Source organism: Thiohalocapsa sp. (assembly GCF_022340605.1).
Classification (GTDB): domain Bacteria; phylum Pseudomonadota; class Gammaproteobacteria; order Chromatiales; family Chromatiaceae; genus Thiohalocapsa.
In genome coordinates this window covers 21,065-47,914 of the sequence record NZ_JAJDNQ010000074.1, presented here as the reverse complement: position 1 = coordinate 47,914, position 26,850 = coordinate 21,065, and the positions used below count along the sequence as shown (strand labels likewise).

Genomic DNA, 26,850 nt, shown 5'->3' with positions numbered 1-26,850 from the left:
GGCCTCGGCAAGGGCCGGCTCGTCGACCTGCATGGGCGTCGGCTGGTGGGCGGCGACGCGGGCGGCTTCCTGCTCGAAGGTCTCGGCAGCCTCCCCGGGAGCGTGCAGCCGGACATAGCTCGCCGTCATGGTCAGGCCGCGCGGGCTCCAGCTCTCGACCTGGGGGGCGAGGGAGGCCAGCATCGACTCGAATTCCCGATTGAGCAGGTCGCGACGTTGCCGGGCGATCTTGAGATCACTGGTGCCGAGGGAGCGCGAGAACAGCTTGGTGCCGAGGGCCGCTTGGTGCTCGCGAGGGATGCCGCGCTGGAAATACCAGAGGTTGCGGCGGCGGACGATGTGGCGGGTGTCGGTCCCGCCAGTGGGATTGCTACGATTGCGCTTAGCCACTGCTGATGCTCCTGACATCGGTGGTGGTTAGGTCGCCGTCGGGAGTACCAGTCCCGCCGGCGGCTGCCCTGCGTTCAGGGCCAGGCGCAACCATAGCACTGCGCCGGTCCGTTATGCACGGTATTTATGCACGCAACAGCCCTCTAGACTGAGTGTTCATTAGAATCAGCCACCTGGCGCGCAAAACCGTCGCGGCTCGATGCCGCATCGGTGGCGTCTGCGACACGCGGGTACGAGGCTCAATGCTCGGCAGCGTCGGCAGACGGCGTACAGCGCCCGCCGCGGGCATCGAGCCCGCGGCGGGCGCGGCCGACTGAAAGTCGGTGGCCCCGGGATTACGCCGGCATGCCCACCGTTGTGCGCGGCTATGGCTTGCGGCCGTAACCGCCGCCGCCCGCGCTCTCGATGCGCAGCCGATCGCCCGGCGCCAGGTTCAGCGCGACCTTGCCGGGGAGCGGTTGGTCATTGCGCCACTGGCCGCCCGGCTGGCCGTCGCCACCACCGGCAAGCCCCCAGGGGGCGTAGCGGCGGCGCTCGCCAATGAGGGTGACGTGGGCCGGGGCCAGGCATTGAATCTCGCGGATCAGACCGTCGCCGCCGCACCTGGCCCCGGCGCCGCCGGAGCCGCGGCGAATGGCGTAGCGGATGACCCGCAGCGGAAAGCGCGACTCGATGACCTCGACGGGCGTGTTGAGCGTGTTGGTCATGTGCGTCTGCACGGCGCTGAGCCCGCCGCCGGTTGCCCCTGCACCCATGCCGCCGCCGATGGTCTCGTAGTAATCCCAGGGCTGGCCGTTCAACTCGCCGCCGATGGCGAGGTTGTTCATGCTGCCGTGACTCGCCGCGGGAATATGGCCGTGCCACGTGGCGTTCTCGGCCTGAGCCAGGGCACCGAGCACCACGTCGACGATGCGGGTGCTGGTCTCTACGTTGCCCGCCGCCACCGCGGCCGGCCGCCGGGCGTTGACCAGGCAGCCCGGTGGTGCCGCGAGCGCGATGGGCCGCAGCGCGCCGGCGCAGGCTGGCGTCTCCGCCGGCATCAGGCAGCGGAAGCAGTAGAACACCGCTGCGGCGGCGACGGCGAGCGGGCAGTTGACGTTGCCGGACACCTGCGCCGCGGTCCCGGCAAAGTCGCAATGCGCGCGGTCGCCATCGATGGTCAGCGTGGCGCGGATCGGGATGTCCTCGAGGCCCCTGCCGTCGTCGTCCAGCACATCCTGAAAAGCGTAGCGCCCGTCCGGAATGGCGCCGATGGCGCCGCGGGCGAGCCGCTCGCCGTAATCGTTCATGGCCGCAAGCCCGACGCGGAAGGCGACAAGCCCACTGCTGGCGATAAGCTCGGCCACGCGGGCGGCGCCGGCGCGGTTAGCCGCCATCTGGGCGAAGAAATCGCCGCGGGCATGATCCGGGTTGCGGGTGGCGCCGGTGATCTCTGCCAGCGCTGCCTCGTCGAGGCTGCCCGCGCGCAACAGGAGCCGCGGCGGGATCACGACGCCCTCCTCGTCCAGCCGCGCCGAGATGGGCATGGAGCCCGGGGTGCTGGCGCCGATGTCGGCGTGATGGGCGCGGTTGGCGACGAAGCCGGCCAAAGCCCGCTCACCCGCGCCGCCATCGCTGAACACGGGCGCGATCAGCGTCACGTCCGGCAGGTGGGTGCCGCCGAGGAAGGGGTCATTGACGATGACCATGTCGCCGTCGGCCCAGTCGAAGCGGGCCACCAGGTCCGCCATCGCGAAGGCCATGCTGCCGAGGTGCACCGGGATGTGCGCGGCCTGGGCGCACAGCGCGCCGCCGGCGTCGAACACGGCGCAGGAGAAGTCGAGCCGGTCGCGGATGTTGGGCGACAGCGCGGCGTTGCGCAGCACCGCCGCCATCTCGTCGCAAACGGCCGTCAGACGGCTGACGAAGAGGCTGAGCTGGATGGCGTCCACTGTGCAGGCAAGCGGTTGCGGCTGGATAGAAACCGTATCGTCACACGCCGCCGGAGGCCCCGCAAAGTGAGACGCGACGGGCAGCATGCTAAGGGCATATCGGGGTGAGATGGGGCTTGAGGGTCACCGATTTCACCCCCGGCAGGCACGCTCCGCCGCGGCCGGCATTTGCCTTGAGATACCCCGGGGCGGGCACAAGATTGCCGCAGCGAGACGTTCCAACGGCCAAGCAGCCGCTCCTCCAACCACAATCAAGCCAATCGGGAGACACCACATGGTCCATGAGCTACCCCCTCTGCCCTACGAGAAAAATGCGCTGGAGCCCGTGATCTCCGCCGAGACCATCGAATACCACTACGGCAAGCACCACCAGGCCTACGTCAACAACCTGAACAATCTGATTCCAGGCACCGAGTTCGAGAACATGTCCCTGGAAGACATCATCAAGAACGCCTCCGGCGGCATCTTCAACAACGCCGCACAGGTCTGGAACCACACCTTCTACTGGAACTGCCTGAGCCCGAACGGCGGTGGCGAGCCCGGCGGCGCGCTGGCCGATGCCATCAGCGCCAAGTTCGGCTCTTTCGACGAATTCAAGAAGGCCTTCAGCCAATCCGCCGCCACCAACTTCGGCTCCGGCTGGACCTGGCTGGTGAAAGCCACCGACGGCAGCGTGGACATCGTCAACACCTCCAACGCCGCCACCCCGCTCACCGATGGCCTCACGCCCCTGCTGACCATCGACGTCTGGGAGCACGCCTACTACATCGACTACCGCAACGCCCGCCCGAAGTACCTCGAATCGATCTGGGAGAAGATCAACTGGGACTTCGTCGCCGGCAACTTCAGCGGCTGATCCGACCTCGCGCGTCGGCGGCGGAGCCCGCCGGCGCGGACCACGGCAGCGGACATGCCCTAGCGCACTCATGCGGAAGTATCGAGACCACTCTCAAGGCCGCCCATGCCGCTGATCCGTGTCGACCTGGAGGCCGACACTCCGGACGCGGGTCGCGATGGCCGGAATGTCGCCCTCCAGGGCGAAACTCGCTCGCGCCAAACAGCGAAAGGTATCGACAATTCCAAGGGCGTGCACCAGTCCGACGCCGACGAATCCGTGATTAACGTCAAGCGCCCAATCGCGCCTAACGAATTCGGCGCGACGGTCCCCGACCAAGACCTCAGCGACTGTGGCTTGTGCCTTACCAACGCCCCAGCGACCCGCCAGCAACCGGCCCTAGGCCGCAGGCGCGGCATAGCGGCCGCAACTGTGGCCCAGACAATGATCGCTGAGGCTGCTGCTGCAACTGCCGGCCGCTTCCGCTGACACCGCTGCGTGCCGATGCTCCAGCCGTCTCCTGAAGATCCTGGTGCGCGGGGGCGGACCGCTACGCCCGACATCACCATCCCGGACACCATCCCCCGATGCCCGCGGATGGGGGCGCACCTGTGACGGATGCGTGCGTGCGCGTGCAGCCAAGGCTGGCCCCAGGGGACTAGCTCAATTCAGTGACACTTTGCGGTTTCGGGACATCCCCTATGCTGGCCCATACGCTCGTTATCGGGATAGGTCCCAGACGGTCTCAGGTTGCTCGCTGACGCTGACACTGACGCAGAAACGATACCAGCCGAGACACCAAGCAGAAGGAACCGTGTACGGATGAACATGCAGCTCCATGAGCAGCTCAAGGGGCACATCTGGGACATCGCCAACCGACTGCGTGGACCGTACCGGCCGCCGCAGTACCGCCTGGTCATGCTGCCGATGGTGGTGCTGGCCGGCTCGACTGCGTGCTGGCGCCCACCAAGGACCAGGTCTTGGGCGAGTACGAGCGGCTCCAAGCAATGGGGATAACCGCACGAGTACAGTATGCGCCAGGCCATCGAGGAGGGCTTCATCCTCGACGTGCTCGCCAACTACACCACCTACAAGCGCTTCTTCGGCCTGATCAAGCAGGTGGAGCATGACCCACAGGTACCGCGAAGCAGGCGGGGAAGGCGCTGACCCGCTACCTGGAGCTGCATCCGGTGAACATCGAGCAGGTGGTGTCGGTGATCATCGAGCACCTCCGGATGACCGTCATGCACGAGCTTGGCGGACGCGCCAAGGCGATGGTCGTCACCGGCTCCCGGCTCGCCGCGGTGCGGTACAAGCTGGCCTTCGACCACTACCTGGACAACTTCTCTTCTTTCCTGGAGAGGATGCTCGATGAGCTGTTCATCGAGCGCATGGAGGGGAATGAGGAAATCTTTTCGCGGGTTATGTCAGATCCAGCTTTCAGGACCGAAACGCAGCAGCACTTGGCGCTGGAGATCTTCGGACGGGTCCGAACGCTGGATGAGTAGGTGTGCTGGGACCCAACTGGGATCCAAGTGGGACCCAAGAAAAAAAGGGGTTGCCCCAGAATCGGCGCAACCCCTTGATCGTATTGGCGTCCCCACGGGGATTCGAACCCCGGTTGCCGCCGTGAAAGGGCGGTGTCCTAGGCCTCTAGACGATGGGGACCTAGATGGTTGCCGGCCCGGACTCTTGGCCCCAAAAGCCGACCGGCCGCGGTTGCGGCCGGCCGAGTCCAAGGAGCCTTGCGGGCGCGTGCTTATGTTTTGGTGGAGCCAGGCGGGATCGAACCGCCGACCTCAACACTGCCAGTGTTGCGCTCTCCCAGCTGAGCTATGGCCCCAGTAAGCCGCGCAGTATAGTGCCCGCGGATCGGCCTGTCCAGCCCCAGATGCATCGCCGGGCGCGATCCGGCTTCTGGCACCGCTGCCAACGACTTGCGGACGCCGCGACCGGCATCCACTTATGCAGCGCGGAAATCCCATGCCCGAACCGAATCATTCACTGGGAGATAACCAACAATGTTGAGAGTGTTGCTGTTCGTCGCGACCAACTTCGCGATCGTTACCGTGCTGTGGGTCGTGCTGAGCCTCCTGGGCCTGTCGGCCCAGACCGGCCCCGGCCTCGTGATCATGGCGCTGGTGTTCGGCTTCGGCGGCTCGATCATCTCGCTGTTCCTGTCCAAATGGATGGCGAAGCGCTCCATGGGGGTACAGATCATCGAGCAACCGCAAACGCCCTTCGAGCAGTGGCTGTTCGAGGTGGTGCGCCGCCAGTCTGAGCAGCGCGGCATCCGCATGCCCGAGGTCGGTATCTTCGACCAACCGGACCCCAACGCCTTCGCCACCGGCTGGAACCGCAACGACGCCCTGGTGGCCGTCAGCACCGGCCTGCTTCAGCACATGAACCGCGACGAAGTGGAGGCCGTCGTCGGCCACGAGATCAGCCACGTGGCCAATGGCGACATGGTGACCCTGACTTTGATCCAGGGCGTGCTGAACACCTTCGTCATCATCCTCGCCCGCGTTATCGGCGGCATCGTGGACTCGGCGCTGCGCGGCAACAACGACAGCGGCGGCGTCGGCATCGGCTACTTCGTCGTGTCCATCCTCGCGGAGATCGTGCTGGGCTTCCTCGCCTCCATCATCGTCATGTGGTTCTCACGCTTCCGCGAGTTCCGCGCCGACGCTGGCGGCGCCCGACTCGCCGGCCGCGAGAACATGATCGCCGCCCTGCGCGCCCTGCAGCGGGTGCACGAGCCGCAGGACCTGCCGGCGAGCGAGTTCGCCGCCTTCGGCATTTCGGGCGGCATCGGCGATGGTCTGAAGAAGCTCTTCGCGAGCCACCCGCCGCTCGAGGAGCGTATCGCGGCCCTGCAGAACGCCCGCGGCTAAGCGTCGTTGCGCGCCCCGGCTGCGTGCACGCCTCGGCACCTCCGCGGCCGTGGCGCCGTCGCACACGCGGGACGCGTGCGGCGGCGGCGCCGAGCTCGGGCCGGACCAGGCCGAGGTTTGCCGTTCCCGTTGAGGCAGTGCACCTGGTCTTGATCGTAACTCCGTCCAGAGCCATGGCCCCGTGGGAGCGGCGTCCCCGCCGCTATGGGACACCCGTCGCGCCGAGGACGGAGCTCCCACGGCGGCGGACGAGCTCATGATTAACGGACTGTGCCGTTGCGCGTGGCGGAACCGACAGATCTCCCCGGGGTTCCGCGCCAGCTTCCTGAAGCGGCCCATTGGTATCATTGGGCGTCTGCCTACAAGCCAAGCCGGAAGTCCCCTGATGCTCGAGAGCTCCGCCCATCGCACCCCACGCCGACGCATCCTGGCCTTCGTGCTCCTGATTGCAATACCGTTGTCGGCCCTGGCATCGCTCGAGGACGCGCGGCAGGACTGGCAGCAGGGCAAGATCCAGAGCGCCCTCGTCCGCCTCAAGAACATTCTGCAACAGAAGCCGGACGACGCCGGCGCACGGCTTCTGCTCGGCCAGATCTACCTGCAATCCGGGCAGCCAGGGGCGGCGGAGCAGCAATTGACGCATGCGCGCGATGCCGGTGCCAGCGACGCCGACACCCGCGCCGGGCTGATCGAGGCGCTGCTGCTCCAGGGCGAGGCCGCGCGTGCGCTGGAATGGGCCGAACCGCCGGCTGATGCGACGCCGGCACAGCAAGCCGAGATCCTGGCCCTGCGTGGCAGCGTGTTGCTGACGCTGGGCCGGGAGAAGGACGCCGAGCAGGCCTTCAGGGCCGCCATGGATGCCGACCCGCAGGCGCTGCGCGCGATGCTGGGCACGGCCACGCTCGACATTCGCCGTGGCGACGCCGAGGCCGCACGCGCCCGCATCGAGCAGGCGGTCGAGGCACATCCTGAAGCCGCCGACGGGTGGCAGGCGCTGGCCCAACTGGAGCGCGCAGAAGAGCACAACGAGGCCGCCGTTAACGCACTGACCAAGGCCATCGAGCACGCGCACATCCCTTGGGCGTACCAGATCCAACGCGCCGAGATCTACCTGGACCTGGGCAAGGCGGCGTCGGCGGCGGCCGACATCCAGGCACTGCGCAACATGCCGCGGCGCCTGCCGGCAATGGACTTGCTGCAGGGTCGCCTCGCCTTGCTCCGAGAAGACAACGCGACGGCGGTGGAGCGGCTACAGGCCTATCTGCGTGCAGTGCCCGACGACGCGCGCGGCCTCTACTTCGCCGCGCTGGCACTGAACCGGACCGGGCGCCACGCACAGGCCGAGGAAGACCTGCTCCGGCTGACGGCAGCGGTGCCCGACAACGCCGCGGCCCTGACCCTGCTGGCGCGCACCCGACTCGCCGAGGGCAATGCCGCCGGCGCCGAAGAGGCCATCAGACCGGTGGCCGAGGGAGCCGACGCAACCCTGCAGGCGATGGAAATGCTGCGTCAGGCATTGATCCGGCAAGGCCGGCGCGACGAAGCGGCGACGCTCGTGAAGCGCGCCGCCGAACGCTTCCCAAAGCTCAGCTCCGCACAACTGGCCTACGCGGAGCAATTGCAACGTGACGGCGATGCAGCCGGTTCCTTGGCGGCGCTGCAACCGGTCATCGCGGCCGAGTCGGACAACGCGCGCGCCCGCGTCCTGCTGATTCGCGCCCATCTGTTGGCAGGCGACACCGACGCGGCCACCGCGGCGGCGGATCAGTACCTGGCAATGGCACCCGATTCACCGATGGCGCATACCGTCAAGGGCGCCATCCTGGCGCAGCAGCAGGATCTCGCCGGTGCCCGCGCCGCCTTCGCCAAGGCGCTGGAACTGGACCCGACCTTCGAGCGCGCGGCACTGGCACTCGCCGCGCTGGACGTGCGCACCGACCAACCGGACCAGGCGCGTCAGACCCTGGACAAGCTGCTTCAGGCCGATCCGGACAATACCCAGGTCACCCTCGCCCGTGCCGCGATGGCGCTGCGCGACAAGGACCGCGAAGCCTTCAACACCCGGCTTCAGGACGCGCTGAAGGCCAATCCGGCGGCGCTCCAGGTGCGTATCGCCCTGGCCCGGAGCTTCCTCGCGACCAAGCGCGCCGCCGACGCCCGCAAGCTGCTCGAGGATGCCCCGCCGGAGCAACAGCGGCTTCCCCGGGTCCAATTGCTGATCGCCCAGGCGGAGCTGGCCGCTAGCGACGCGCCCGCGGCCACGGCGACGCTCACCACGCTGGCCGAGCGCAACCCCACCATGGCGCGCTATCGCTACATGCTCGCCTCGGTATTCGCCCAGCAGGGCGATCTGCGAGCAGCCGCCACCAACCTCGAAGACGGACTGGAGGTGGACCGAGGAGAGGAACTGGAGCATGACCGCCTGGCACGCATCCTTGCGGCACAGCCCACGGCACAAGCGCGCCAGGCCATGCTCCAGCGCCTGTTGTCGGTGGCGCCGCAGCATCCCACGCTGCGAGCGGCGAAAGCCAGGTTCCTCGCCAAGCAGGGCGATTACGGCGAGGCCATCGCCATGCTGCGCGCGCTGGCCGATGCGCATCCGGATACGGGCGCCTACGTCCTTTGGCTTGCCCGGGCCACCGACAGGTCCGGCCATCACGCGGCCGCCCAGGGCCTGGTGCGCGACTGGCTGGACAAGCACCCGAGCTACGTCCCCGTGCGCCTGGAGCTCGCGCAGCTCGCCATCGCGGGCGGCGACCACGACCTCGCCATCGAGCAGTACCAGCGCGTACTCGACCGCGATGCCAACAACGGCGTGGCGCTCAACAACCTGGCCATGCTGCTGGCGGACAAAGACCCGGGCCGAGCGCTGGGCTATGCAGACCGCGCGCTGAAGCTGCACCCGGACGACGCCGCCTTCATCGACACCAAGGGCACCATCCTGATGGCACAGGGCGACTACGCCGACGCCCTGCCCTTGCTCGCCAAGGCCCACGCCGGCAGCGCCGACCCGGGCATCGCCTTCCGCTACGCCAAGGCCCTGGCCGACACCGGCGACGCGGGCGCCGCGCGCCGCGTGCTGCTGAACATCCAGGCTAGATCCTTCCCGGAGCGTGCCCGGGCCGATGCCCTGCTGAAGCAGCTCGCCGGCGGCAACTGAGCGGGGCGCGGGCAGGAATGGACTCGATCCGCATCCGTGGTGCGCGCACGCACAACCTCAAGGACCTGAGCCTCGACCTGCCGCGGGACCGGCTCGTGGTGATCACCGGTCTGTCCGGCTCCGGCAAGTCGTCGCTGGCCTTCGACACGATCTACGCCGAGGGCCAGCGGCGCTACGTGGAGTCCCTGTCCGCCTACGCGCGGCAGTTCCTGTCCATGATGGACAAGCCGGACGTGGACCTCATCGAGGGCCTGTCACCGGCCATCGCCATCGAGCAGAAGACCACCTCCCACAACCCCCGCTCCACCGTCGGCACCATCACCGAGATCCACGACTACCTGCGCCTGTTGTTCGCGCGGGTGGGCACGCCGCACTGCCCGGAGCACGGCGAGCCGCTGGCGGCGCAGACCGTGCAGCAGATGGTGGACCAGATCCTCGGCCACGCCGAGGGCGAGCGGCTGATGCTGCTGGCGCCCCTGGTGGCCGCACGCAAGGGCGAGTATCAGCACCTGCTCAGTGAGCTGAACGCGCAGGGCTTCGTGCGCGCGCGCATCGACGGCACGCTGCACGAGCTGGACGACCCGCCGACGCTGGACGCCAGGAAAAAACACGACATCGAGGTGGTCGTCGACCGCTTCCGCGTGCGGCCCGACCTGCAACTGCGGCTCGCCGAGTCCATCGAGACGGCGCTCAAGCTCTCCGGCGGCATCCTGCGGGTCGCGTCCATGGACGACGCGGAGGCCGAGCCCGAGACCTTCTCCGCCAACTTCGCCTGCCCCGTATGCGGCTGGAGCCTGGCGGAGCTGGAGCCGCGGCTGTTCTCCTTCAACAACCCCGCGGGCGCCTGCCCCGCCTGCGACGGGCTCGGCGTGGAGCAGTACTTCGACCCCGCCAAGGTCGTCGCCGAGCCCGCGCTCAGCCTCGCCGATGGCGCCATCCGCGGCTGGGACCGCCGCAACGGCTACTACCACCAGATGCTCATAGCCCTGGCGGCGCACTTCGGCTTCGAAGTGGATACCCCCTGGCAGGACCTGGAACCCCTCGCCCGCGAGCGGGTGCTCTACGGCAGCGGCAACGAGAAGCTCAAGCTCAAGCTCCCGCACGAGCACGGCGCTGGCAAGCAACGCACCTTCGAGGGCGTGCTCGGCAACATGCAGCGCCGCTACCGCGAGACGGATTCTTCCACGGTGCGCGAGGAGCTCGCGCGCTTCATCTCCACCCGCCCCTGCCCCGCCTGCGGCGGCGCCCGGCTCAACCCGGCCGCGCGCAACGTGCTGGTGGCGGGCCTGGGCCTGAGCGCCATCTCGGCGATGCCGGTGGGCGAGTCGCTGGCGTGGTTCGAGGCGCTCAAGAGTGATGGCCGGCTCACCGGCCAGCGCGCGGAGATCGCCGCCAAGGTGCTGCACGAGATCGCGCAACGGCTGCGCTTTCTCGCCGACGTGGGGCTCGGGTACCTGACCCTGGAGCGCAGCGCCGAGACCCTGTCCGGCGGCGAGGCGCAGCGCATCCGGCTCGCGAGCCAGATCGGCGCCGGGCTGGTCGGCGTCATGTACGTGCTCGACGAGCCCTCCATTGGCCTGCACCAGCGCGACAACGCGCGCCTGCTGGGCACGCTGACCCGGCTGCGCGACATCGGCAACACCGTCATCGTGGTGGAGCACGACGCCGACGCCATCCGCGCCGCCGACCACGTGGTGGACTTGGGGCCAGGCGCCGGCGCCCACGGCGGCGAGCTGGTGGCGCAGGGCACGGCGGAGGAGATCGCGGCCGATCCCGGGTCGCTAACCGGACAGTACCTCTGCGGCGCGCTGCGCATCGAGATCCCGGCCGAGCGCGTGGCGGCGAAGGACGGCCGGGAGATCCGCATCCACGGCGCCACCGGCAACAACCTGCGCCGCATCGATGCCGCCATCCCGGTGGGCACCTTCTGCTGCGTCACCGGTGTGTCCGGCTCCGGCAAGTCCACGCTCATCAACGACACCCTGTACCCGGCCGCGGCGCACCGCCTCAATGGCGCCAGCCTGCGCGCCGCCGCGCACGCCGCCATCGAGGGGCTGACGTACTTCGACAAGGTGGTGGACATCGACCAAAGCCCCATCGGCCGCACGCCCCGCTCCAACCCGGCCACCTACACCGGCGTGTTCAACCTGATCCGCGACCTGTTCGCCAACGTGCCGGAGGCGCGCTCGCGCGGCTACGGGCCGGGCCGGTTCAGCTTCAACGTCAAGGGCGGGCGCTGCGAGGCCTGCAAAGGGGACGGACTCATCCGGGTGGAGATGCACTTTCTGCCCGACGTCTATGTCCAGTGCGACGTCTGCCACGGCCGCCGCTACAACCGCGAGACCCTGGAGATCCGCTACAAGGGCAAGACCATCGACGAGGTGCTGGACCTGACGGTGGAGGACGCGCTGAGCTTCTTCCTGCCCGTGCAGGTGATCTACCGCAAGCTCAAGACCCTGGTGGACGTGGGCCTGGGCTATCTACGGCTCGGCCAGAACGCCGTGACGCTCTCCGGCGGTGAGGCGCAGCGGGTCAAGCTCTCCCGCGAGCTCTCCAAGCGCGACACCGGCCGCACCCTGTACATCCTCGACGAGCCCACCACTGGGCTGCACTTCCACGACGTCAAGCACCTGCTGGAGGTCCTGCACCGCCTGCGCGACGCCGGCAACACCGTGGTGGTCATCGAGCACAACCTCGACGTCATCAAGACCGCCGACTGGATCATCGACCTAGGCCCCGAGGGCGGCGACAAGGGCGGGCAGATCGTCGCCACCGGCACGCCGGAGGACATCGCCGCCTGCGCCGAATCCTACACCGGCCGCTTCCTCGCGCCCCTGCTGGCACGCGGCTGGTAACCCCAACCAGAAACGCCGGCACCGGGACCGCCGGCGCCTGGGACCGCCGGCGTCTCGCCGGCATCTGGGATGGCCGGCGTCTCGCCGGCACCTGGGACCGCCGGCGTCTCGCCGGCCAGCCGCCGCCAGGCGGCCTTCTGCCCCGTCGCGATGCTCCGAAGACTGGCCAAGCATGCGCGCTCGCCGCCATCCAGAACGTGCCCCCGTAGGTCGGGCCGACGCAGGAGGCCCGACATTCCGGCGGTGATAACGCGCAGCCTGTCGGGCTTCGTGCCCCAGCCCGAGCTACGGACGATTTCGTGCCCCGCGTCTACTGATTGGCGATGCCGGCGGCGAAGGGCTGCTCCGCGCGGGATGCAGGCCATGAGGGGGGAACTTCGCGGCGAGGAGGTGGCATTTCTTGCGTGGCAGGGATGGACGTGGGATGGCTGGAGGTCCAGTTGGCCGGGAGGATGCTGGTGGTCCCAGTTAGCCGGCAAGATGCCGGCGGTCCCAGTTAGCCGGCAAGATGCCGGCGGTCCCAGTTGCCGGCAGGATGCCGGCGCTCCTGGATGGCGGCGCGCCGGGTGGCGGCGGGGCGGGGTGGTGGCGGTCGGTCAGCAGCACTCGTGCTCCAGGGTCTCCAGGAGTTGGATCAGGTCGGGTTGGTCGGCGCGGGTGAGCAGGTCGCGCAGGTCGTTGAGGTGGCAGTGGATGTGATAGAGGGCGTCGTGCGCGGGGCCGCGCTGGCCGTCGAGCTTGGCGCGGAAGTAGGTCCAGAAGGGGTCGGCGGCGTCGCCGTCGGGCAGGTTCTCGCGCAGGGCGACGGCGAAGCGCTCGGCCTTGCCGTCGCAGTCGAGGCCGATGAAACTGACATAGCGGTCGAGCCCTTGGGGGTTGTCCGGATCGGTCATGGGTCGTTCGGGGATGGTTGGCGGATGTCGGGCGGCGGCCGCACGGCGCGCATTCGCCGCCGTAGGCGCTCCTGGAAACTCGTGCAACAGTGCGCAAGTCCAGAGACTATCTCAGGTCGTTGTCGTTGTCGTTGTCGTTGTCGTGATCTTGACCGTGCGGAAATTCGATGACGACTCCGACAACGACAACGAGGAAGCCCGGTCTCGGAATTTCCGCAGCGAAGCACTAGTGGTGCAACCAGCTCTCGGTCGCGTTGGGGAAAAGGGTGTGAACGCTGAACACGTCGGCGGCGTCCGGGTCCACGCTGACCTGGACGCCGCCGACGAAGGGCGAGCCCGGCACCTCCAGGCGTTGCACGCGGGCGATGGGCTGGCCGGTTGCGGGGTCGGTCACCGGGTGATCGAAGCGGTAGCGATGCGTGTCGCCGTGGATCAGCAGCACGGGTCCGTCGAAGCGGGCCAGCAGGCGGCGCAGATCCTGCTTGAAGGGTAGGTAGCCAGCATGCCTGGGCCTGTCGAACAGGGGGTTGGCGTGGAAGGCCAGCACGACGGCACGCACGCCGGCGCGCTCGCCGGCTGCAAGCGCCTGGTCGAGCAGTTGCCGATTGGCCTTGTCGCGGGCCTTGAAGGCCGCCTGCGCGACGGGGTTGCGCGGCTGCCAGGCATTGCCACTGCCGACGATGTGCAGCAGCACGAAGAGCACTCGGTCGCGGATGAACCAGGCGTCCTCCGGAAACTCAGGGTCCGGTACGGTCAGGCCGAGCGCGGCGTTGTGCAGCACCGTCTGGTCTGCGAAGAACATGCGGCGCAGGCTGTCGAGACGTGCCAGGGGGTCGACGCCGCCGGCGCGCTCGCGGTGGCAGTCGGTCCACTCGTTGTCGCCCGGCGTGTAGATCACGGGCACCGGCTGGGCGCGGAAGAGCTGCGCGACGATACGGTTGCGGGCATCGGTGCAGGTCTGGCCGCCACCCTTGATGTCGCCGATATGGACCATGAAGGCCGGCCGCTGCGCCGCGGCCTGCTCCAGCAGTAGCGGGAGCAGGGCCGCCTCGGCGTCGGAATACGGCACGTCCCCGAGGGCAAAGAAGCGCAGCGGCGCGGCGGCGGGCGCCATGCTCGCGGCAAGCAGCAGCAGGCCGAGGCCGATTGCGGCGGGACGGATCGGGGGACGAGGCATGAAGTGGGTCGGGAAGGCGCGGATACGGCAGGCGTCTGAGATGGCAGTCTCGCCCGCCGGCGGCGCTGATGCAACCGCGATGATGCTGCCAGGCGCGCCGTCGTTGCGCCGCCCCGGTGGCGAAGCGCCGAGCTGAAACGACCGGCCCGGTGCCGGTCAGCGGAAATACCCGCGCAGCTGCGGCCGCGGCGGCAGAGTGCCGAGGTGCCCGCGCCGGCGGCACGACTCGCCTTTTCGGTGCGCGTGGGTGCCCGCCCGCTCGCCGTAGCTCCGATAGCCGTCAGGCACCACCATCGGCGCCGGACCGTAGTAGCCGCCCGAATAGGCCGGGTGGTTGCAGTCGCCGGTGTAGCCCCAACCGCGGGCGCGCTGCTGCACGCACTTGTCGGACCAGTACTGGCGCACGGCCGGGTCGATATCCTCCAACAGCGTCCGATCGTGCGCCGGCGAGCTCGGGCTCTGAAAACGCAGGCTCGGCGCAGGTGAAGGCATGCTCGGTGCGGGCGCGGGCATACTCGGCAGAGCGCGCGACGTTGGATGGCGCGCGGTGTCTTCCCCGGAAAGTCGGCGCTCGTCTGCCTGTCCGGTTGCGAGCAGCAGGCAGGCCAGCAGGGGGATGACCAGGCTCGGCTTCATGGTGTATCTCTCGCGCCGGCTTCGGCTCGGGGATCGAGGTTGGGATTCGATTTGATGGTGATACCGGTCCCGATTTCGATATCGATGCGATTGGCGGATGGCGGGGCAAAGCGCATCAGACGGCCCGCATCCGCGGCGATCTCGCGTGAGCACGCTAGTGCTTCGCTGCGGAAATTCCGAGACCGGGCTCCCTCGTTGCCGTTGTCGTAATCGGAGTCGTAATCGAATGTCCGCACGACAACGACAACGACAACGACAACGACAACGACAACGACAACGACAACGACAACGACAACGACCTGAGATGGTGTCGAAAACTTGCGCCGTTGCGCTAGCCCACGCGATGGCCGGTCGCGGCGCGCACGTCCAGGGTAATCAGCGGCATGGGCATGCCGTCGCGGATCACGGCTCGGTTCCAGGGGATCAGGGCCGTGCTCAAGGCGTCGCGCGCACGGGCGCGGGCGTAGGGGTCCAGGTTCACCTCCACCGCGCAGCGCCAGCGCCTGAGCCCGAAGCCGTCCTCGCACCGGGAGATGAGCCGATAGCGGGCCGGCGGCACCAGACCCTCGGCGATGCAGGCGTCCAGCGCCTGGCGCAGCAGCGCCACGGCGGCTTCGGCATCGGCGGGGCACTGGTGCCGCGAGCCCCGCCAGGCGCGGGCGTGCTCCGAGAGCGCGCGCTCCGGCTGCGCGAGCAGGCGCTGGCGGCGCTCACCGATCCAGTCGCCGGCCACCAGCTGCAGTGCAACGGAGGCCACCTGCTCGGAGGGAAAGCGCTGGCCGGAGAGGGCCACAACGGCGGGCGGCACGTAGACGCCGAGCAGGCGCATGGCGCGGCGTTGCTCGGCGGCGGTGAGCGGCCGGCGCCGGCTGCTGCCGCCGGCACGCCCGGCCATCTCGAACCAGCGCCTCGCCTCGGCCATGGCATGGGTGTCGACGACCCGCACGGCACCATCCGGCTCCAACACCCAGCCGTCCGGCCACAGCGCGACCCGATAGGCCGGCAGCGCCTTGATGGCCGCCACGGCGGCGCGCCGGGCGGCGCCGCTCGTACGCAGCGACTGGGTGCGCAGGATGGATCGACTCGCCAGCATGCCGCGGTGCCCTCGGGGACTCGATGACGGGACTATACCGGAGCCGCGCGGCGGCCACGAAGGGGGCGGTGTGCTGCGGCAAGCGAGCCGCGCTGCGCCGGCCACCGAGCCGTCGCGCGGGCGCCCTGCCGCGCGGCGGCGGTCACCCTGGGTCTTATCCGCGCTGCGGGCCGGGCGACAGGCACCCGCAGCGGCCCGATCGCTTGCCGCGGCGGTCAGGGTCATGGCGTCGTGCCGCTATACTTGCGCGCCTTGCCAACGAACGAAACCCGCAACTCCGCCATGCCTTCGAATCCCGCCACCGGGGCGCTTTACATGCTCCGCGGCATCGGTTTGCTCACCCGCCCCGGGCTGAAGCGCTACGTGATCGTCCCGCTCCTCGTGAACATCATCGTGTTCTCGGTCGGCATCTGGCTCGGCGCCGCCGGCTTCGAGCGGCTGATGGAGCGCATGGAGGCAAATATTCCGACCTGGCTCGACTGGCTGGAATGGCTCTTGTGGCCCCTGTTCGTGATCGCGCTGCTGGTGATCGTCTTCTACAGCTTCACGCTGGTGGCCAACCTGATCGCGGCGCCCTTCAACGGATTGCTGGCGGAGCAGGCCGAGCGCGTGGCCACCGGCCGATCACCAGCCACCGACACCGACTGGGGGCGCATGCTGCGCGAGCTGCCGGGCACGCTCTGGGACGAAGTGCGCAAAATCCTGTACGCGGTGTTCTGGAGCCTGCCCTTTCTGATCATCGCCCTGCTGGTGCCCCTGCTCGGCCCGCTGCTGTGGTTTCTGTTCAGTGCCTGGCTGCTGACGTTGCAATACGTCGACTATCCGATGGGGAATCACGGTCTCAAGTTCCGCGAGATGCGCGCGACGCTGCACCGCCGCCGCTTGGTGAGCCTCGGCTTCGGCGCCGCGGCCGCGGGATTGACCATGATTCCAGTGGTGAACTTCGTCGTTATGCCCGCGGCCGTCGCCGGCGCAACCTTGATGTGGACGCGGGAGCTTGCCGCGGTCGCCGAGCGGCGATAGGCCGGGCCGGCCGAACTCGGCGTCTGCCGGCCCCGCCGTCGCCGGGAGCCGGCTCGCCTGGTGGAGCGTCGACGGCAATCGATTGTTGCAGATCACCGTGCGCAAAATCTTGTAACGTCGCGGCTCGCCGCAACCTCCTGACCGACATCACGCGCGTCCTCGTACGAGCGGCGCGATTTTTGTGACCCACGGTCTCGATAATGCCGCGTGCCGCTTTGACACCCATGCGGTTTGCTGCTGAAATTTCCGTTAAGAAAAAACTCTAGGTTTAAACGAGGGAAGATCCCATGCTCAAGCAAGCAGTCGCAATCGTCGCCGGCCTCGGCACCGCAAGCGCGATGCAGATCTGCTCGGCCGACCCCGGGCAGGCTGCGGCCCCGAGCGCAGTGGTGACAGCGGTCGACGGTTCTGCGCTGGTGTCAAGCGGCGACGATATCGTGCCTGCCAAGGTGGGCATGGACTTGGAGCCGCTGACTCGCGTGTTCGTCCTGGAAGACAGCGAGACCACCCTCCAGTTCGCTGACGGTTGTGAGGAGCAACTGCCCGAGAACGCCGTCCTGACGATCGGCGAAGGCGGTTCCTGCAACGCCGGCACCGTACTGGAGCGTGCGGCTCTGGGTCAGGCTGATCCGGCGCCGCCCGCTGCCGGAGCGCCCGGCCGTAGGCGCGCTGCGGCGGGGCTCTTTCCTGGCGCCAGCGGCAAGACCGGGCTGTGGATACTCGGGGGTCTTGGCGCCGCCGGCGTCGTCTGGGCGGCCTCCGAAAGTGGTGGTAGCGGCGGCGGCGGTGGTGGCGGCGGTGGCACAACTACCACTAGCGGTGGCACCGCACTTCCTATCAGTCCGCAATAGCATTCCAGCTCGACGCTTGATTCAGACAGGGGCTGAATGGGACGTTCCCGCGGGCAGTGCCAGCCAATGAGCAAGTCCAGCTAACGACCGAAAGTCGTCTTGTATCGGAGTAATGCGACCCTCCGCCGAGCTACCGCGCGGGCACCGCGGTGACCTTTCACGCCGCCGCTTCGGTTAATGACGGCGGCGGCGGGAAGGCAACTAGACTCAAAGCTGGCTTAGATTGCGCTCCGCAAGCTGCGTAACGCTTCGCCCTTGTTCGCCCGCCACGTTCGATTCAACTGCGACCGCGCCTGTACCTGATTCCACGGCGCGCTGGTACATGTCGCGCGCCTCATCTTCCCGCTCGGTCTGCTGGTAGACCACTCCAAGGTTCAGCAAGGCGTAGGGATTGTTGGCATCGCGCTGCAAGACTTGCTGAAAATCCGCTTCCGCTTGCGCCCACTGCTGCCGCAGAAGGTGATCGTAGCCGATCTCCAAAAGCTGATCTTCTTTGGCCGGTTGGTCGGCGCAGCCGACAAATGCGGTGAGAGTCGCTGCGGTGAGTGCAATACGCGCGATGTTCATGGCTTTCTCCGCAAGAGGTCGGCCCAATGGCCGCGGCGTGAGTGTTTCGGGCTCCCGACTTCAAGGATACCCCAATCACCTACCAGCAGCTCAGGCAATCCCCTTCGTGGGCCCCAAGCAATCGAGATTGCTGCTTCCCCAAGGATTAGGAGGCTGGGCAAGCACTCATGTTCCGCGCGGAAATACGGTCTGCAGTAGCAACTCTTGTGGGAGCAGCGCGCTTGGTGCCGCGGCCGACGGCAAGCCAGCACACCACGCCCCGAGTAACTGCCGAGCGGCAGGCAGCCACACAGCCGTCATCGCGCCACAAAAGACAGTGGCGCTCCCACACTGTCGACGCGCCTGGTGGAGATCGTAGGTCGGGTTACGCTATCGCTAACCCGACCTACGCCGAGTACTTTCACGGTCTCGCTCGGCCAAGGACCCGGGTCACCCGGGGGTGCCGGGACGACGCAGTGCGGCGCACTCAACTGAGCGCCTCCAGCGCCTGGCGGGCGATTTCCAGTTCCTCGTCCGTGGGCACAACGAGAACCTTTACGCGGCTGTCCGCCGCCGAGACGGCGCGGGCATGTGTCGCGACGGCGCGGTTCGCCGCCGCATCCAGCGCGATGCCGAGCGCTTCCAGCTCGGCGCAGGCGCAGCCACGCATCTCCGCGTCGTTCTCGCCGATACCGCCGGTGAATACCAGCGCATCGACCCGGCCAAGGAGCGCCAGGTAGGCACCGATATACTTTTTGAGCCGGTGGCAAGTGACGCCCAGGGCGAGCTCCGCGTCCTCGTCGCCCCCCTCCGCCAGGCGATGCACCTCACGCATATCATTCACGCCGCACAGTCCCAGCAGGCCGCTCTGACGATTCAGCAGATCGTCCAGCGTGTCGTTGTCGAAGCCGAGGTGCCGGCACAGGTAGAAGTGCACCGCGGGATCGATGTCGCCGCAGCGCGAGCCCATGACGAGGCCCTCCAGCGGCGTCATGCCCATGGACGTGTCCACGCTGGCACCGCCGCGGATAGCGGTGGCGCTGGCGCCGTTGCCGAGGTGCAGCGTGATCAGGTTGCATTGGGACAGCGGCTTGCCCAGCATCCGCGCCGCTTCCTTGGCCACATAGTGGTGCGAGGTGCCATGGAAGCCGTAGCGGCGCACGTGGTGCTCGCGGTAAAGGTAGCCGGGGATGGCATAGCGGTACGCGGGGCGCGGCATGGTCTGGTGGAAGGCCGTGTCGAACACCGCCACCTGCGGCACGCTCGGAAACAGCTCGCGCGCCACCAGAATGCCGTCCAGGTTCGCCGGGTTGTGCAGGGGCGCCAGCGGGATCACCCGCCGGATGGCGGCGATGACATCGTCGTCCACCACCGTCGGGGCATGGAAGGCTTCGCCGCCGTGCACGACCCGGTGGCCGACGGCCGCGAGCTCCTCGTGTCCGCCGAGGCCGCCGGTCTCGCGCAACAGATCGACGATGCGCTCCATCCCGGCGTGATGGGAGTCGATGTGCGCTTCGTCCTTGCGGCTTCGAGACTCACCGCCGGCGTCGGTCCAGCTGAGCTTCACTTGGGCCGCGTCCTCGCCGATGCGCGTGACCGCGCCGCTGGCGGCGACCTGCCAGTCACCGCTGCCGCTCTCATCCCCCGCGGGGGCCAGGAACAGCCGGAACTTGATGGACGAGCTGCCGGAGTTCAGCACCAGTATCTTCATGCTCTACCTCGCGCGAATTCGGGAAACCCGCCGCGGCCTCATTCCTGGGCCGCCGTCTGTGCCTGGATGGCGGTGATGGTGACGGTGTTGACGATGTCGGTGACGGTGCAGCCGCGGCTCAGGTCGTTGACGGGCTTGTTCAGGCCTTGCAGCACGGGACCGATGGCCACGGCACCAGCGCTGCGTTGCACCGCCTTGTAGGTGTTGTTGCCGGTGTTGAGGTCCGGAAAGATGAATACAGTGGCGTGGCCGGCCACCTCGCTGTCCGGCAGCTTGGAGCGGGCGACGCTGGCGTCCACCGCCGCATCGTACTGGATCGGCCCCTCCAGCTTCAGGTCCGGGCGCCGGGCGCGGGCGATGCGCACCGCCTCGCGCACCCGCTCCACGTCTTCGCCCTTGCCGGACTCGCCGGTGGAATAGGACAGCATCGCCACCCGCGGCTCGATGCCGAAGGCTGCCGCGGTGCCGGCGGACGTAATGGCGATGTCGGCGAGCTGCTCGGCGTCCGGATTGGGGTTCACCGCGCAGTCGCCGTACACCAGCACCCGGTCCGCCAGACACATGAAGAAAACGCTCGAGACCAGCCTGGTGCCGGGCTTGGTCTTGATGGTCTCGAAGGACGGGCGGATGGTGTGCTGGGTGGTGTGGGCGGCGCCGGAGACCATGCCGTCCGCATCGCCGGTGTGAACCATCAGGGTGCCGAAGTAGCTCACGTCCTCCAGCGCGTCGTGTGCCATCTGCTCGGAGATGCCCTTGTGCTTGCGCAGCTCGTAGTAAATGGCCGCGTACTCGTCGCGCTTCGGCGAGGTGACCGGGTCGATGATGGGGATGTCGGCAAGCTGCAGGCCGAGCTCGCCGATGCGGCGGCGGATTTTGTCCGGATCGCCCAGCAGGGTCAAGTCCGCGACGCCACGCAGCGTCAGAATCTCCGCGGCGCGCAGGATGCGCTCGTCGCTGCCCTCGGGCAGCACGATATGCTTGCGCTCCGCCTTGGCGCGGTGCACCAGCTGATACTCGAACATCAGCGGCGTCATGCGCTCGCTGTGGTGCACGGCGATGCGCTGCTGCAGGTCTTTGATCTCGACATTTTGCTCGAACAGCCCGAGCGCCGCGGCGATCTTGCGCTCGTCTCCGGGCAGGATGGTGGACTCCACGCGATTCACCGCCAGCGCCGTTTGGAAGGTATCCCACGGCACGCTCAAGATGGCCACCTTGTTGCGGCGCAGGCCCATCAGCAGGCGCTGCACGTTCTCCGCCGGCTGTAGGCCGCCGGTGAGGAGCAGCCCCGCCACGCGCGGATAGGCCGCCGACACGTCGGCGGCCAGGCTCGCCAGGATGATGTCGCTGCGGTCGCCGGGGGTGATGATCAGGCTGCCGTCCTCGATGTAGTTGAGGAAGTCCGGGATCTCCATGGCCGCCACCCGATAGTTGGTGACCACCTGGTTCAGTGCGTCATCCTCACCGCACAGGCAATCGCCGCCCAGCATCTTGTTGATCTCGCCGATGGTGGGCTTGGCCAGCGCCTCGGTCTCGGGCAGCACGTAGAGGGTCTCGTTGGCGGGCAGCACGGCGCGGGCACGGCGCTTGATCAGCTCCACGAAGTCCGGGTCCACGCCGTTGACGATGGTGGCGAGCAGGTCGCCGCAACGGTCGAGCATGGACTCGTGCGCCATGTGCACCGCGTGCAGGGCCTCGTCCGGGCTGCGGCCGAACCCCTTCACCACCACGACCGTGGTGCAGCCGAAGTTGTTGGCGAGATCCGCGTTGAAGTCGAACTCCAGCGACGGCACCAGCCCATCGAAGTCCGTGCCCGCGCAAAGCACGATGTCGCACTGCTCGTCCAGCAGCATGTACTTGTCCAGAATGCGCTTGAGCAACTGGTCATAGCGGCCCGCCGCCACCAGCTCGCTGGCTTGCTCCGCGGTGGCCCCGTAGAGGGCATCCGCCGGGAACGGCAGGTCGTAGCGCCGCCGGATCAGGGTGGTCAGGTTGTCCTCGTGCACATCGCGGCTGACCACAGGCCGAAAGAAGCCCACCCGCCGGTTGATGGCGGACAAGAGCTCCATGAACCCCAGCACAACGACGGACTTGCCGCTGCCGGAGCCGGCACCGGCGATGTAGATGCTCTGCATATGGCTTGAACTCCAAGTTGAAAACTGAACCTCGCATCCTGACCGGAACGCGGCAACGAACGACTCCGCGGCACGCGTCCCGATGATGCCGAATTTGGGCTGCCGGCGATGTTACGCACTGTTTACAGACACGCCTCTGCGAGTACACTCTGCGTGCGCACACGCACGTTTGGAGGGCATCCTCGCGCCGCGTCACGAGGCCAGGCAAGATGCATACATCCCGCTACATGGGGCTCGCAAATCCGACCACGCCGCGCCGCGGCGCACTGTTGATCGCGACAGGCCTGACTGCACTTCTGAGCGCCCTTCCGACCGTGCCTCAGACCGTCCTGGCACAAGCCACCGTGTACCGCTGCACCGCCCCGGACGGCGGCATCGAGTTCCGCCAGCACCCCTGCGCTGGGCAAGACCGAGAGCGGGAAATCGAAATCCGGGACAACACCACCGGCTGGGTGCCGCCCGCGCCTGCACCGCGGGCGGCCGAGAAGACCAAGCGCAAGCCCAGGTCGCGCTCCGCCACCGACCACGCCGACCGCAACGCGGACCGCTGCTGGCAGAAGCGCCAGCAGCTCCAGCGCGTCGACAACGAGCTCCGCGCGGGTTACAAGCCAGCCCGCGGCGAGCGGCTCAAACGCCGCCGTCGTGAGTACGAGGCCTATCTGAACCACTACTGCCGCTGAGCCCCCTTGGCCCATCCACCGCAGCGCCGACGCGACGCGCCTTCAGGTCAACGGGTACCACTTGTCGTCGCGGCGCGGCGGCAGCAGCTTCCGCCGCAGGCCGCGGAGACCGCCGCCCCCGCCCCCGCCAAGTCCGGCCAGCGGGTCCTCCGCATCCAGCACGTCCGCATACTCGGCCTCGAGCTGGTCCGGGTCCTCGCCAGCCTCCATGCGCGCCATCATGTCCGCCATGGCGTCGCCCAACTTGAGGCCGGCGCTGTCGAACAGCCGCCGCATCACCCGTGCGGCCTGCTTCGGGTCGTCGTCGTCCACGTGCTCCAACTCGTCCGCCATGGCGGCCATGGCCTTCATCATGGCGGCCTCGTCGACACCCTCCGGCAGCGCCGCGTCGGCGTCGTCCTCGCGCTCACCCCGCCCTCTCGAGATGGCGAACATGGATACCTGGCGCTCCAGGTCCGGCCGCCCGCAGCTCGGGCAGCCGGGGCGCGTCTCGGTATCCGGTCGACGGGAGAAAAAGTTGTAGATGGCGTGACAATCGGGGCAATAGAACTCGTACACCGGCATGGCCAGGAAACTCCACGGGGTTGGCGACGGACGCCGTGCGCGTCGGACGGCACACTGGGGATTTAAGCCGCACGAGGCACCGCTCGCAAGTGCGGATGCACACGCGCTGCCGTTGCGTGACGAGGTAGGGCGAATGGGCGGTGCCTCATTAGGCAGCAGTTCGTCGGCACGATTGACCGGATGCGCGGCGATGCGCGCGCGGCTAATGGAGTTGGAGAATTGACGTTGTGTTTTGCATCCCGCATGCGCCGCATATCGCGCCAAACAAGCGGCGCGGGCGTGGATAGCTTCGCCGTCCGACGCCGCATGCGGCCGCCCCTAGCCCGTTTCTGCTCCCCTGCCGATGTTCATTGGTCGCGTCCTCCAGCGCCACGACAACGCTCCCGCGGGGCCCGATCGGGAGCGCCTCAACGCGGCGCTTGCCGCCGACTGCCGCTCCGATCTGGACGGCCTGTTTGCCGGCACGGGCGCCTGGCTCTACGAGCAGCGCGTGTTCAACCATGCTGCGAATCGTGACACCGAGCTGCCGCGGCGCTGCCCGGCCACCGGCGTTGTCCTCACGTTCTGGGGCAGACTGGACAACCGGGACGACCTGATCGCCCGCCTCGGCCGGGACGCGACGGCGGCACCCCACCCGCCCACCGACGCAGACCTCGTGCTGGCAGCCTGGCGGCGCTGGGGCGAGGCACTGCCCGAGCACTTGCTTGGCGACTTCGCGTTGGCCGTCCTGAACCCGCTGCGGCGCAGTGTGTTCCTCGCCCGGGACCCACTCGGGGTCAAGCCGCTCTATTACGTGCAGCATGCGGGCGGCTTCACGTTCGCCACCAGCGTCGCCGCGTTGCGTTTCCTCGGCGACCTCGACCTCACGCCCGACACGGATTGGATGGCGCGGTACTTGTTGCAGCTGTCTTATAGCGACCGGCAGACCGCATATCGAGAAATTCTCAAGCTGTTGCCGGGCCACTGTCTGATCCTGGACGCCGCCGGCCACCAGCGCCTGCGGGCGTATCATGCGTGGCGCGACGATGCGCCCGCCGCGCGCCGCAGAGATCCGCGCTGGGTCGCGGCCTACCGGTCGGTACTCGAAGAAGCGATTCGCTGCCGCATGCCGAGCGATTTCCCGCTGGGCGCAGAGAACAGTGGCGGCATCGACTCCGCCACGGTAACCGCCTTTCTGGCCCATTTTCTCGGTGAGCCGGGAGACCGTCTGCACAGCTTCGGCTTCGCGACCTGCGAGCAGGAGCCCGGGTTTATCCTGGAGACGAGCCGGGCCAAAGGCGTAACGCACAATTACGTCATCACGGCCCACGGCGCCTCCGAGCATACGAGTGAGCGCATCGACCGCGCACTCCGGAGCATCGGCTATCCAGAAGAGGGCGGCATCGCCACGGATCACCTGCTGTTCTATGCCGAATGTGCGAAGCGCGGAATTCGGACGCTGTTCTCAGGGTTCGGCGGCGACGAGGTCGTCACGAATCCGGGCAACCTGCTCCGCTACGAGCTACTCGACAGCCGCGACTACGCGAGCCTCTGGGACATCCTGCCCGGCAACCCGCTACGCCGGGCGCTGCGCCTGGTCAAGGCAAGCACTATCGGTCGGCGCTCCCCCGCCTACAATCGCTTCGTTCTGGACGCCTGGGAGGCGCGATGGCCATACCAATTGCTGCGTCCTGAGGTGATTGCGCACCTCGACCTGCATCGCGCCTATATCGAGTTCGCGCGGTACGACGCCCCCTACCGGCGCATCAACGCCTTCATTCTGGATGGGCTGCTGCGTATGTCCTACATGGCGTGCCGATTCGAGGCCTGCTCCCTACTAGCGCGCAGCTTCGGCGTTGAATATCGCTGGCCGCTCTGTGACGCCAGACTGGTGCAGCAGTACCTGTCCACCCCCAGCCTGGAGAAGTTTGGCCCCGAGGGTATCGGACGCTATTTGCACCGACGTGCAATCGATGGCGTCGTACCACCAATGGTCGCGTGGAAGCCGACCAAGGACATGGGTCAGGACGCGCGCCACGATCAGCTCAGGCTGCCGAGAATGGCGGCGGCGGCCGAGCGGTTGCGCGAGTTGGAGGCGGACCTGCATCCGACACTCGCCGGCATCATCGACCGCGCCAAGCTGCGGCGGCAAATCAAGGCCGCTGTCCAGGGCGACGGTGCCGAATACTTCGGATACATGTTCGACAATAACGTGCGTGCAATACGTTGGCTGGATGCATGGCTGAAGGGCGAGGCCCACTAGATCGCCTCGGGCGATTGGGACGGATCGCACAGCGGGAGCTTTGGTGGCGGCGGTTGCCACACGGACTCCTCGGCTGGCGCTATCTCTTGTGGCAGCCGCCGGCACCTGTCCGCCGGCATCGCGCGCTATGGTGGCACAATGGCGCCCGCTGGCCGCGCTCGGCCTGGCTGGTCGTGCAGGGATGGCTCTGGCTGCGATGGATCTTCTGCCTCGCCTGGACAGACGCCGTCCGCACGGTGGCTCGACTCGGCCCCGACGCCGCCGGCTTTTGGGGGATCGGTCAGTCGCGCCAACTGCTACGTGTGCTGCGCTTGGCGCTCGGGTCGTGCATTCCACCGATCGACTGCTATCGCTTCGGCCTGGTCCGGCACCCGGAGCGCGCACTCGACTACGTCTACGAGCACGAGTTACCCGCCTACCATCATTGGCGAAGCGCGCCACCTGGGCCGAGCGCCGCGTCCCTCGCCCTGTTGCAAGACAAGCTCGCACTGGCAGCCGAGCTCGCGGGATTACAGGTGCCGGTGGTCGAAACGCTTCAATGCGTGCCGAAAACCGAGCCCCTAGACAGCCTGCTGGAGCGGCTGCAAGGTCCAGGTCGGGTGTTTTGCAAGTCGCGGTCGGGCCATGCGGGGATTGGTGCCTTCAGCGCCTGGCGGACTCCGGCGGGGCTCGCGGGACGCTGTCTCGACGGCCGCATGCTGCCGGACACCGACGCGGTGAACGACGCCTGGCAGCACCTGCACGCCTTGGGCGACACCCTGATACAGCCCTGTCTGACCAATCATCGCGCCCTTCAGCCATTGACTGACGACGATGCGGCGATCGGCGTCCGTTACATCAGTCAGTGGCGAGGGACCGAGGCCACATGCCTCTGTGCCTTGCTTGAAATCCCAAGTGGCGTGGCCCCGGGGAGCGACCGCACGCGCTACTGCATCCTGCCCATCGACCCGCGTGTCGGCAGAGTGCTGGAGTGGCCAAGGGATGCGTATTTGTTCTCCCGCGACCGCCAGAGCAGCGCAAAGATCAGGTTGCGGGTGCCTGATGACTTTTCGCTCCCGGACTGGTCGGCGCTGGTCGCCGCCAGTCATCGGGCACATGCGCGCTTCCCGGATCTCTGGGCCATCGCCTGGGACTGGATTCTGACCCCGACCGGCCCCTTCCTGTTGGAGGGCAATAGCGGCTGGGGGACAACGATACCCCAGATCATTCATGGCGCCTTCCTGGCCGCCGCCTGATG

The 26,850-nt window shown here is 67.9% G+C and carries 22 protein-coding genes, 2 tRNA genes and 1 pseudogene; 13 read left to right on the top strand and 12 right to left on the bottom strand.

All coding sequences use genetic code 11. From position 1 onward, the window contains the following. Both LJE69_RS09525 and LJE69_RS09520 read right to left on the bottom strand, forming a co-directional pair. A partial coding sequence (locus LJE69_RS09525; RefSeq protein ID WP_296924268.1) for a DUF6538 domain-containing protein occupies positions 1–390 on the bottom strand: 390 nt, incomplete at its 3' end. Positions 391–755: 365 nt separating this feature from the next. Then, positions 756–2,321 carry a hydantoinase B/oxoprolinase family protein gene (locus LJE69_RS09520; RefSeq protein ID WP_296924266.1) on the bottom strand — a complete coding sequence of 522 codons (1,566 nt, stop codon included), beginning with the start codon at positions 2,319–2,321 and terminating at the stop codon, positions 756–758. A gap of 274 nt (positions 2,322–2,595) precedes the next feature. On the opposite strand from LJE69_RS09520, the gene LJE69_RS09515 reads away from it, so the two are divergent. The 5 genes and pseudogenes from LJE69_RS09515 to LJE69_RS09500 all read left to right on the top strand — a co-directional run bounded on the left by LJE69_RS09515 (position 2,596) and on the right by LJE69_RS09500 (position 4,664). Continuing rightward, on the top strand, positions 2,596–3,177 hold the full coding sequence (locus LJE69_RS09515) for a Fe-Mn family superoxide dismutase (protein ID WP_296924265.1): 582 nt from the start codon (positions 2,596–2,598) through the stop codon (positions 3,175–3,177). Positions 3,178–3,282: 105 nt separating this feature from the next. Next, positions 3,283–3,645 (top strand): hypothetical protein, encoded by a 363-nt coding sequence (locus LJE69_RS09510; protein ID WP_296924263.1) that lies wholly within the window; start codon positions 3,283–3,285, stop codon positions 3,643–3,645. Between the two features lie 333 nt (positions 3,646–3,978). After that, positions 3,979–4,172 (top strand): annotated as a pseudogene (locus LJE69_RS20975) (type I restriction-modification system subunit M N-terminal domain-containing protein); the annotation flags it as partial. 16 nt (positions 4,173–4,188) lie between these two features. Further along, positions 4,189–4,323, top strand: a complete 135-nt coding sequence (locus tag LJE69_RS09505) for a hypothetical protein (RefSeq protein WP_296924260.1) — start codon at positions 4,189–4,191, stop codon at positions 4,321–4,323. A 23-nt stretch (positions 4,324–4,346) separates the two neighbouring features. Then, complete coding sequence (locus LJE69_RS09500; RefSeq protein WP_296924258.1) at positions 4,347–4,664, top strand: hypothetical protein; 318 nt, start codon at positions 4,347–4,349, stop codon at positions 4,662–4,664. A gap of 84 nt (positions 4,665–4,748) precedes the next feature. Here the strand turns inward: LJE69_RS09500 and LJE69_RS09495 are convergent. Both LJE69_RS09495 and LJE69_RS09490 read right to left on the bottom strand, forming a co-directional pair. Beyond that, a tRNA-Glu gene (locus tag LJE69_RS09495) sits at positions 4,749–4,824 on the bottom strand. A 99-nt stretch (positions 4,825–4,923) separates the two neighbouring features. Continuing rightward, positions 4,924–4,999 (bottom strand) — tRNA-Ala (locus LJE69_RS09490). A gap of 178 nt (positions 5,000–5,177) precedes the next feature. Here LJE69_RS09490 and htpX point away from each other — a divergent pair. The 3 genes from htpX (at position 5,178) to uvrA (ending at position 12,065) form a co-directional block, all read left to right on the top strand. Beyond that, complete coding sequence (gene htpX, locus LJE69_RS09485) at positions 5,178–6,050, top strand: protease HtpX (protein ID WP_296924256.1); 873 nt, start codon at positions 5,178–5,180, stop codon at positions 6,048–6,050. A 385-nt stretch (positions 6,051–6,435) separates the two neighbouring features. After that, entirely contained in the window at positions 6,436–9,210 is a 2,775-nt protein-coding gene (gene prsT, locus LJE69_RS09480; protein WP_296924254.1) for an XrtA/PEP-CTERM system TPR-repeat protein PrsT, read from the top strand. A gap of 17 nt (positions 9,211–9,227) precedes the next feature. After that, a complete protein-coding gene (gene uvrA / locus LJE69_RS09475; protein WP_296924252.1) occupies positions 9,228–12,065 on the top strand; it encodes an excinuclease ABC subunit UvrA in 2,838 nt (945 codons plus the stop codon). A gap of 596 nt (positions 12,066–12,661) precedes the next feature. On the opposite strand, the gene cowN is transcribed toward uvrA, so the two are convergent. From cowN to LJE69_RS09455, 4 genes are all read right to left on the bottom strand, one after another. Then, positions 12,662–12,958, bottom strand: coding sequence for a N(2)-fixation sustaining protein CowN (cowN, locus tag LJE69_RS09470; protein WP_296924250.1), 297 nt, complete (start codon positions 12,956–12,958; stop codon positions 12,662–12,664). A 226-nt stretch (positions 12,959–13,184) separates the two neighbouring features. Continuing rightward, positions 13,185–14,135, bottom strand: coding sequence for a metallophosphoesterase (locus LJE69_RS09465; protein WP_296924248.1), 951 nt, complete (start codon positions 14,133–14,135; stop codon positions 13,185–13,187). A 156-nt stretch (positions 14,136–14,291) separates the two neighbouring features. Continuing rightward, positions 14,292–14,771 carry a hypothetical protein gene (locus LJE69_RS09460; RefSeq protein ID WP_296924246.1) on the bottom strand — a complete coding sequence of 160 codons (480 nt, stop codon included), beginning with the start codon at positions 14,769–14,771 and terminating at the stop codon, positions 14,292–14,294. A 331-nt stretch (positions 14,772–15,102) separates the two neighbouring features. Continuing rightward, entirely contained in the window at positions 15,103–15,864 is a 762-nt protein-coding gene (locus LJE69_RS09455; protein WP_296924244.1) for a hypothetical protein, read from the bottom strand. 282 nt (positions 15,865–16,146) lie between these two features. On the opposite strand from LJE69_RS09455, the gene cysZ reads away from it, so the two are divergent. Continuing rightward, a complete protein-coding gene (cysZ, locus tag LJE69_RS09450; RefSeq protein WP_296924242.1) occupies positions 16,147–16,887 on the top strand; it encodes a sulfate transporter CysZ in 741 nt (246 codons plus the stop codon). Positions 16,888–17,174: 287 nt separating this feature from the next. Continuing rightward, on the top strand, positions 17,175–17,738 hold the full coding sequence (locus LJE69_RS09445; RefSeq protein WP_296924240.1) for a hypothetical protein: 564 nt from the start codon (positions 17,175–17,177) through the stop codon (positions 17,736–17,738). A 207-nt stretch (positions 17,739–17,945) separates the two neighbouring features. On the opposite strand, the gene LJE69_RS09440 is transcribed toward LJE69_RS09445, so the two are convergent. The 3 genes from LJE69_RS09440 to pta form a co-directional block, all read right to left on the bottom strand. After that, positions 17,946–18,305, bottom strand: a complete 360-nt coding sequence (locus LJE69_RS09440; RefSeq protein WP_296924238.1) for a tetratricopeptide repeat protein — start codon at positions 18,303–18,305, stop codon at positions 17,946–17,948. 466 nt (positions 18,306–18,771) lie between these two features. Next, complete coding sequence (locus tag LJE69_RS09435) at positions 18,772–19,995, bottom strand: acetate/propionate family kinase (protein WP_296924236.1); 1,224 nt, start codon at positions 19,993–19,995, stop codon at positions 18,772–18,774. Positions 19,996–20,033: 38 nt separating this feature from the next. After that, on the bottom strand, positions 20,034–22,127 hold the full coding sequence (pta, locus tag LJE69_RS09430) for a phosphate acetyltransferase (protein WP_296924234.1): 2,094 nt from the start codon (positions 22,125–22,127) through the stop codon (positions 20,034–20,036). A 314-nt stretch (positions 22,128–22,441) separates the two neighbouring features. On the opposite strand from pta, the gene LJE69_RS09425 reads away from it, so the two are divergent. Continuing rightward, positions 22,442–22,807: a DUF4124 domain-containing protein gene (locus LJE69_RS09425; RefSeq protein ID WP_296924232.1), complete on the top strand. Its 366-nt coding sequence runs from the start codon at positions 22,442–22,444 to the stop codon at positions 22,805–22,807. Between the two features lie 42 nt (positions 22,808–22,849). Here LJE69_RS09425 and LJE69_RS09420 read toward each other — a convergent pair whose 3' ends face one another. Continuing rightward, positions 22,850–23,371, bottom strand: a complete 522-nt coding sequence (locus LJE69_RS09420) for a zinc ribbon domain-containing protein (RefSeq protein WP_296924230.1) — start codon at positions 23,369–23,371, stop codon at positions 22,850–22,852. A 343-nt stretch (positions 23,372–23,714) separates the two neighbouring features. Here LJE69_RS09420 and LJE69_RS09415 point away from each other — a divergent pair, with 343 nt between their 5' ends. Continuing rightward, on the top strand, positions 23,715–25,613 hold the full coding sequence (locus LJE69_RS09415; RefSeq protein ID WP_296924228.1) for an asparagine synthase-related protein: 1,899 nt from the start codon (positions 23,715–23,717) through the stop codon (positions 25,611–25,613). Between the two features lie 53 nt (positions 25,614–25,666). Continuing rightward, positions 25,667–26,848: a sugar-transfer associated ATP-grasp domain-containing protein gene (locus LJE69_RS09410; RefSeq protein ID WP_296924226.1), complete on the top strand. Its 1,182-nt coding sequence runs from the start codon at positions 25,667–25,669 to the stop codon at positions 26,846–26,848. Positions 26,849–26,850: the final 2 nt, after the last annotated feature.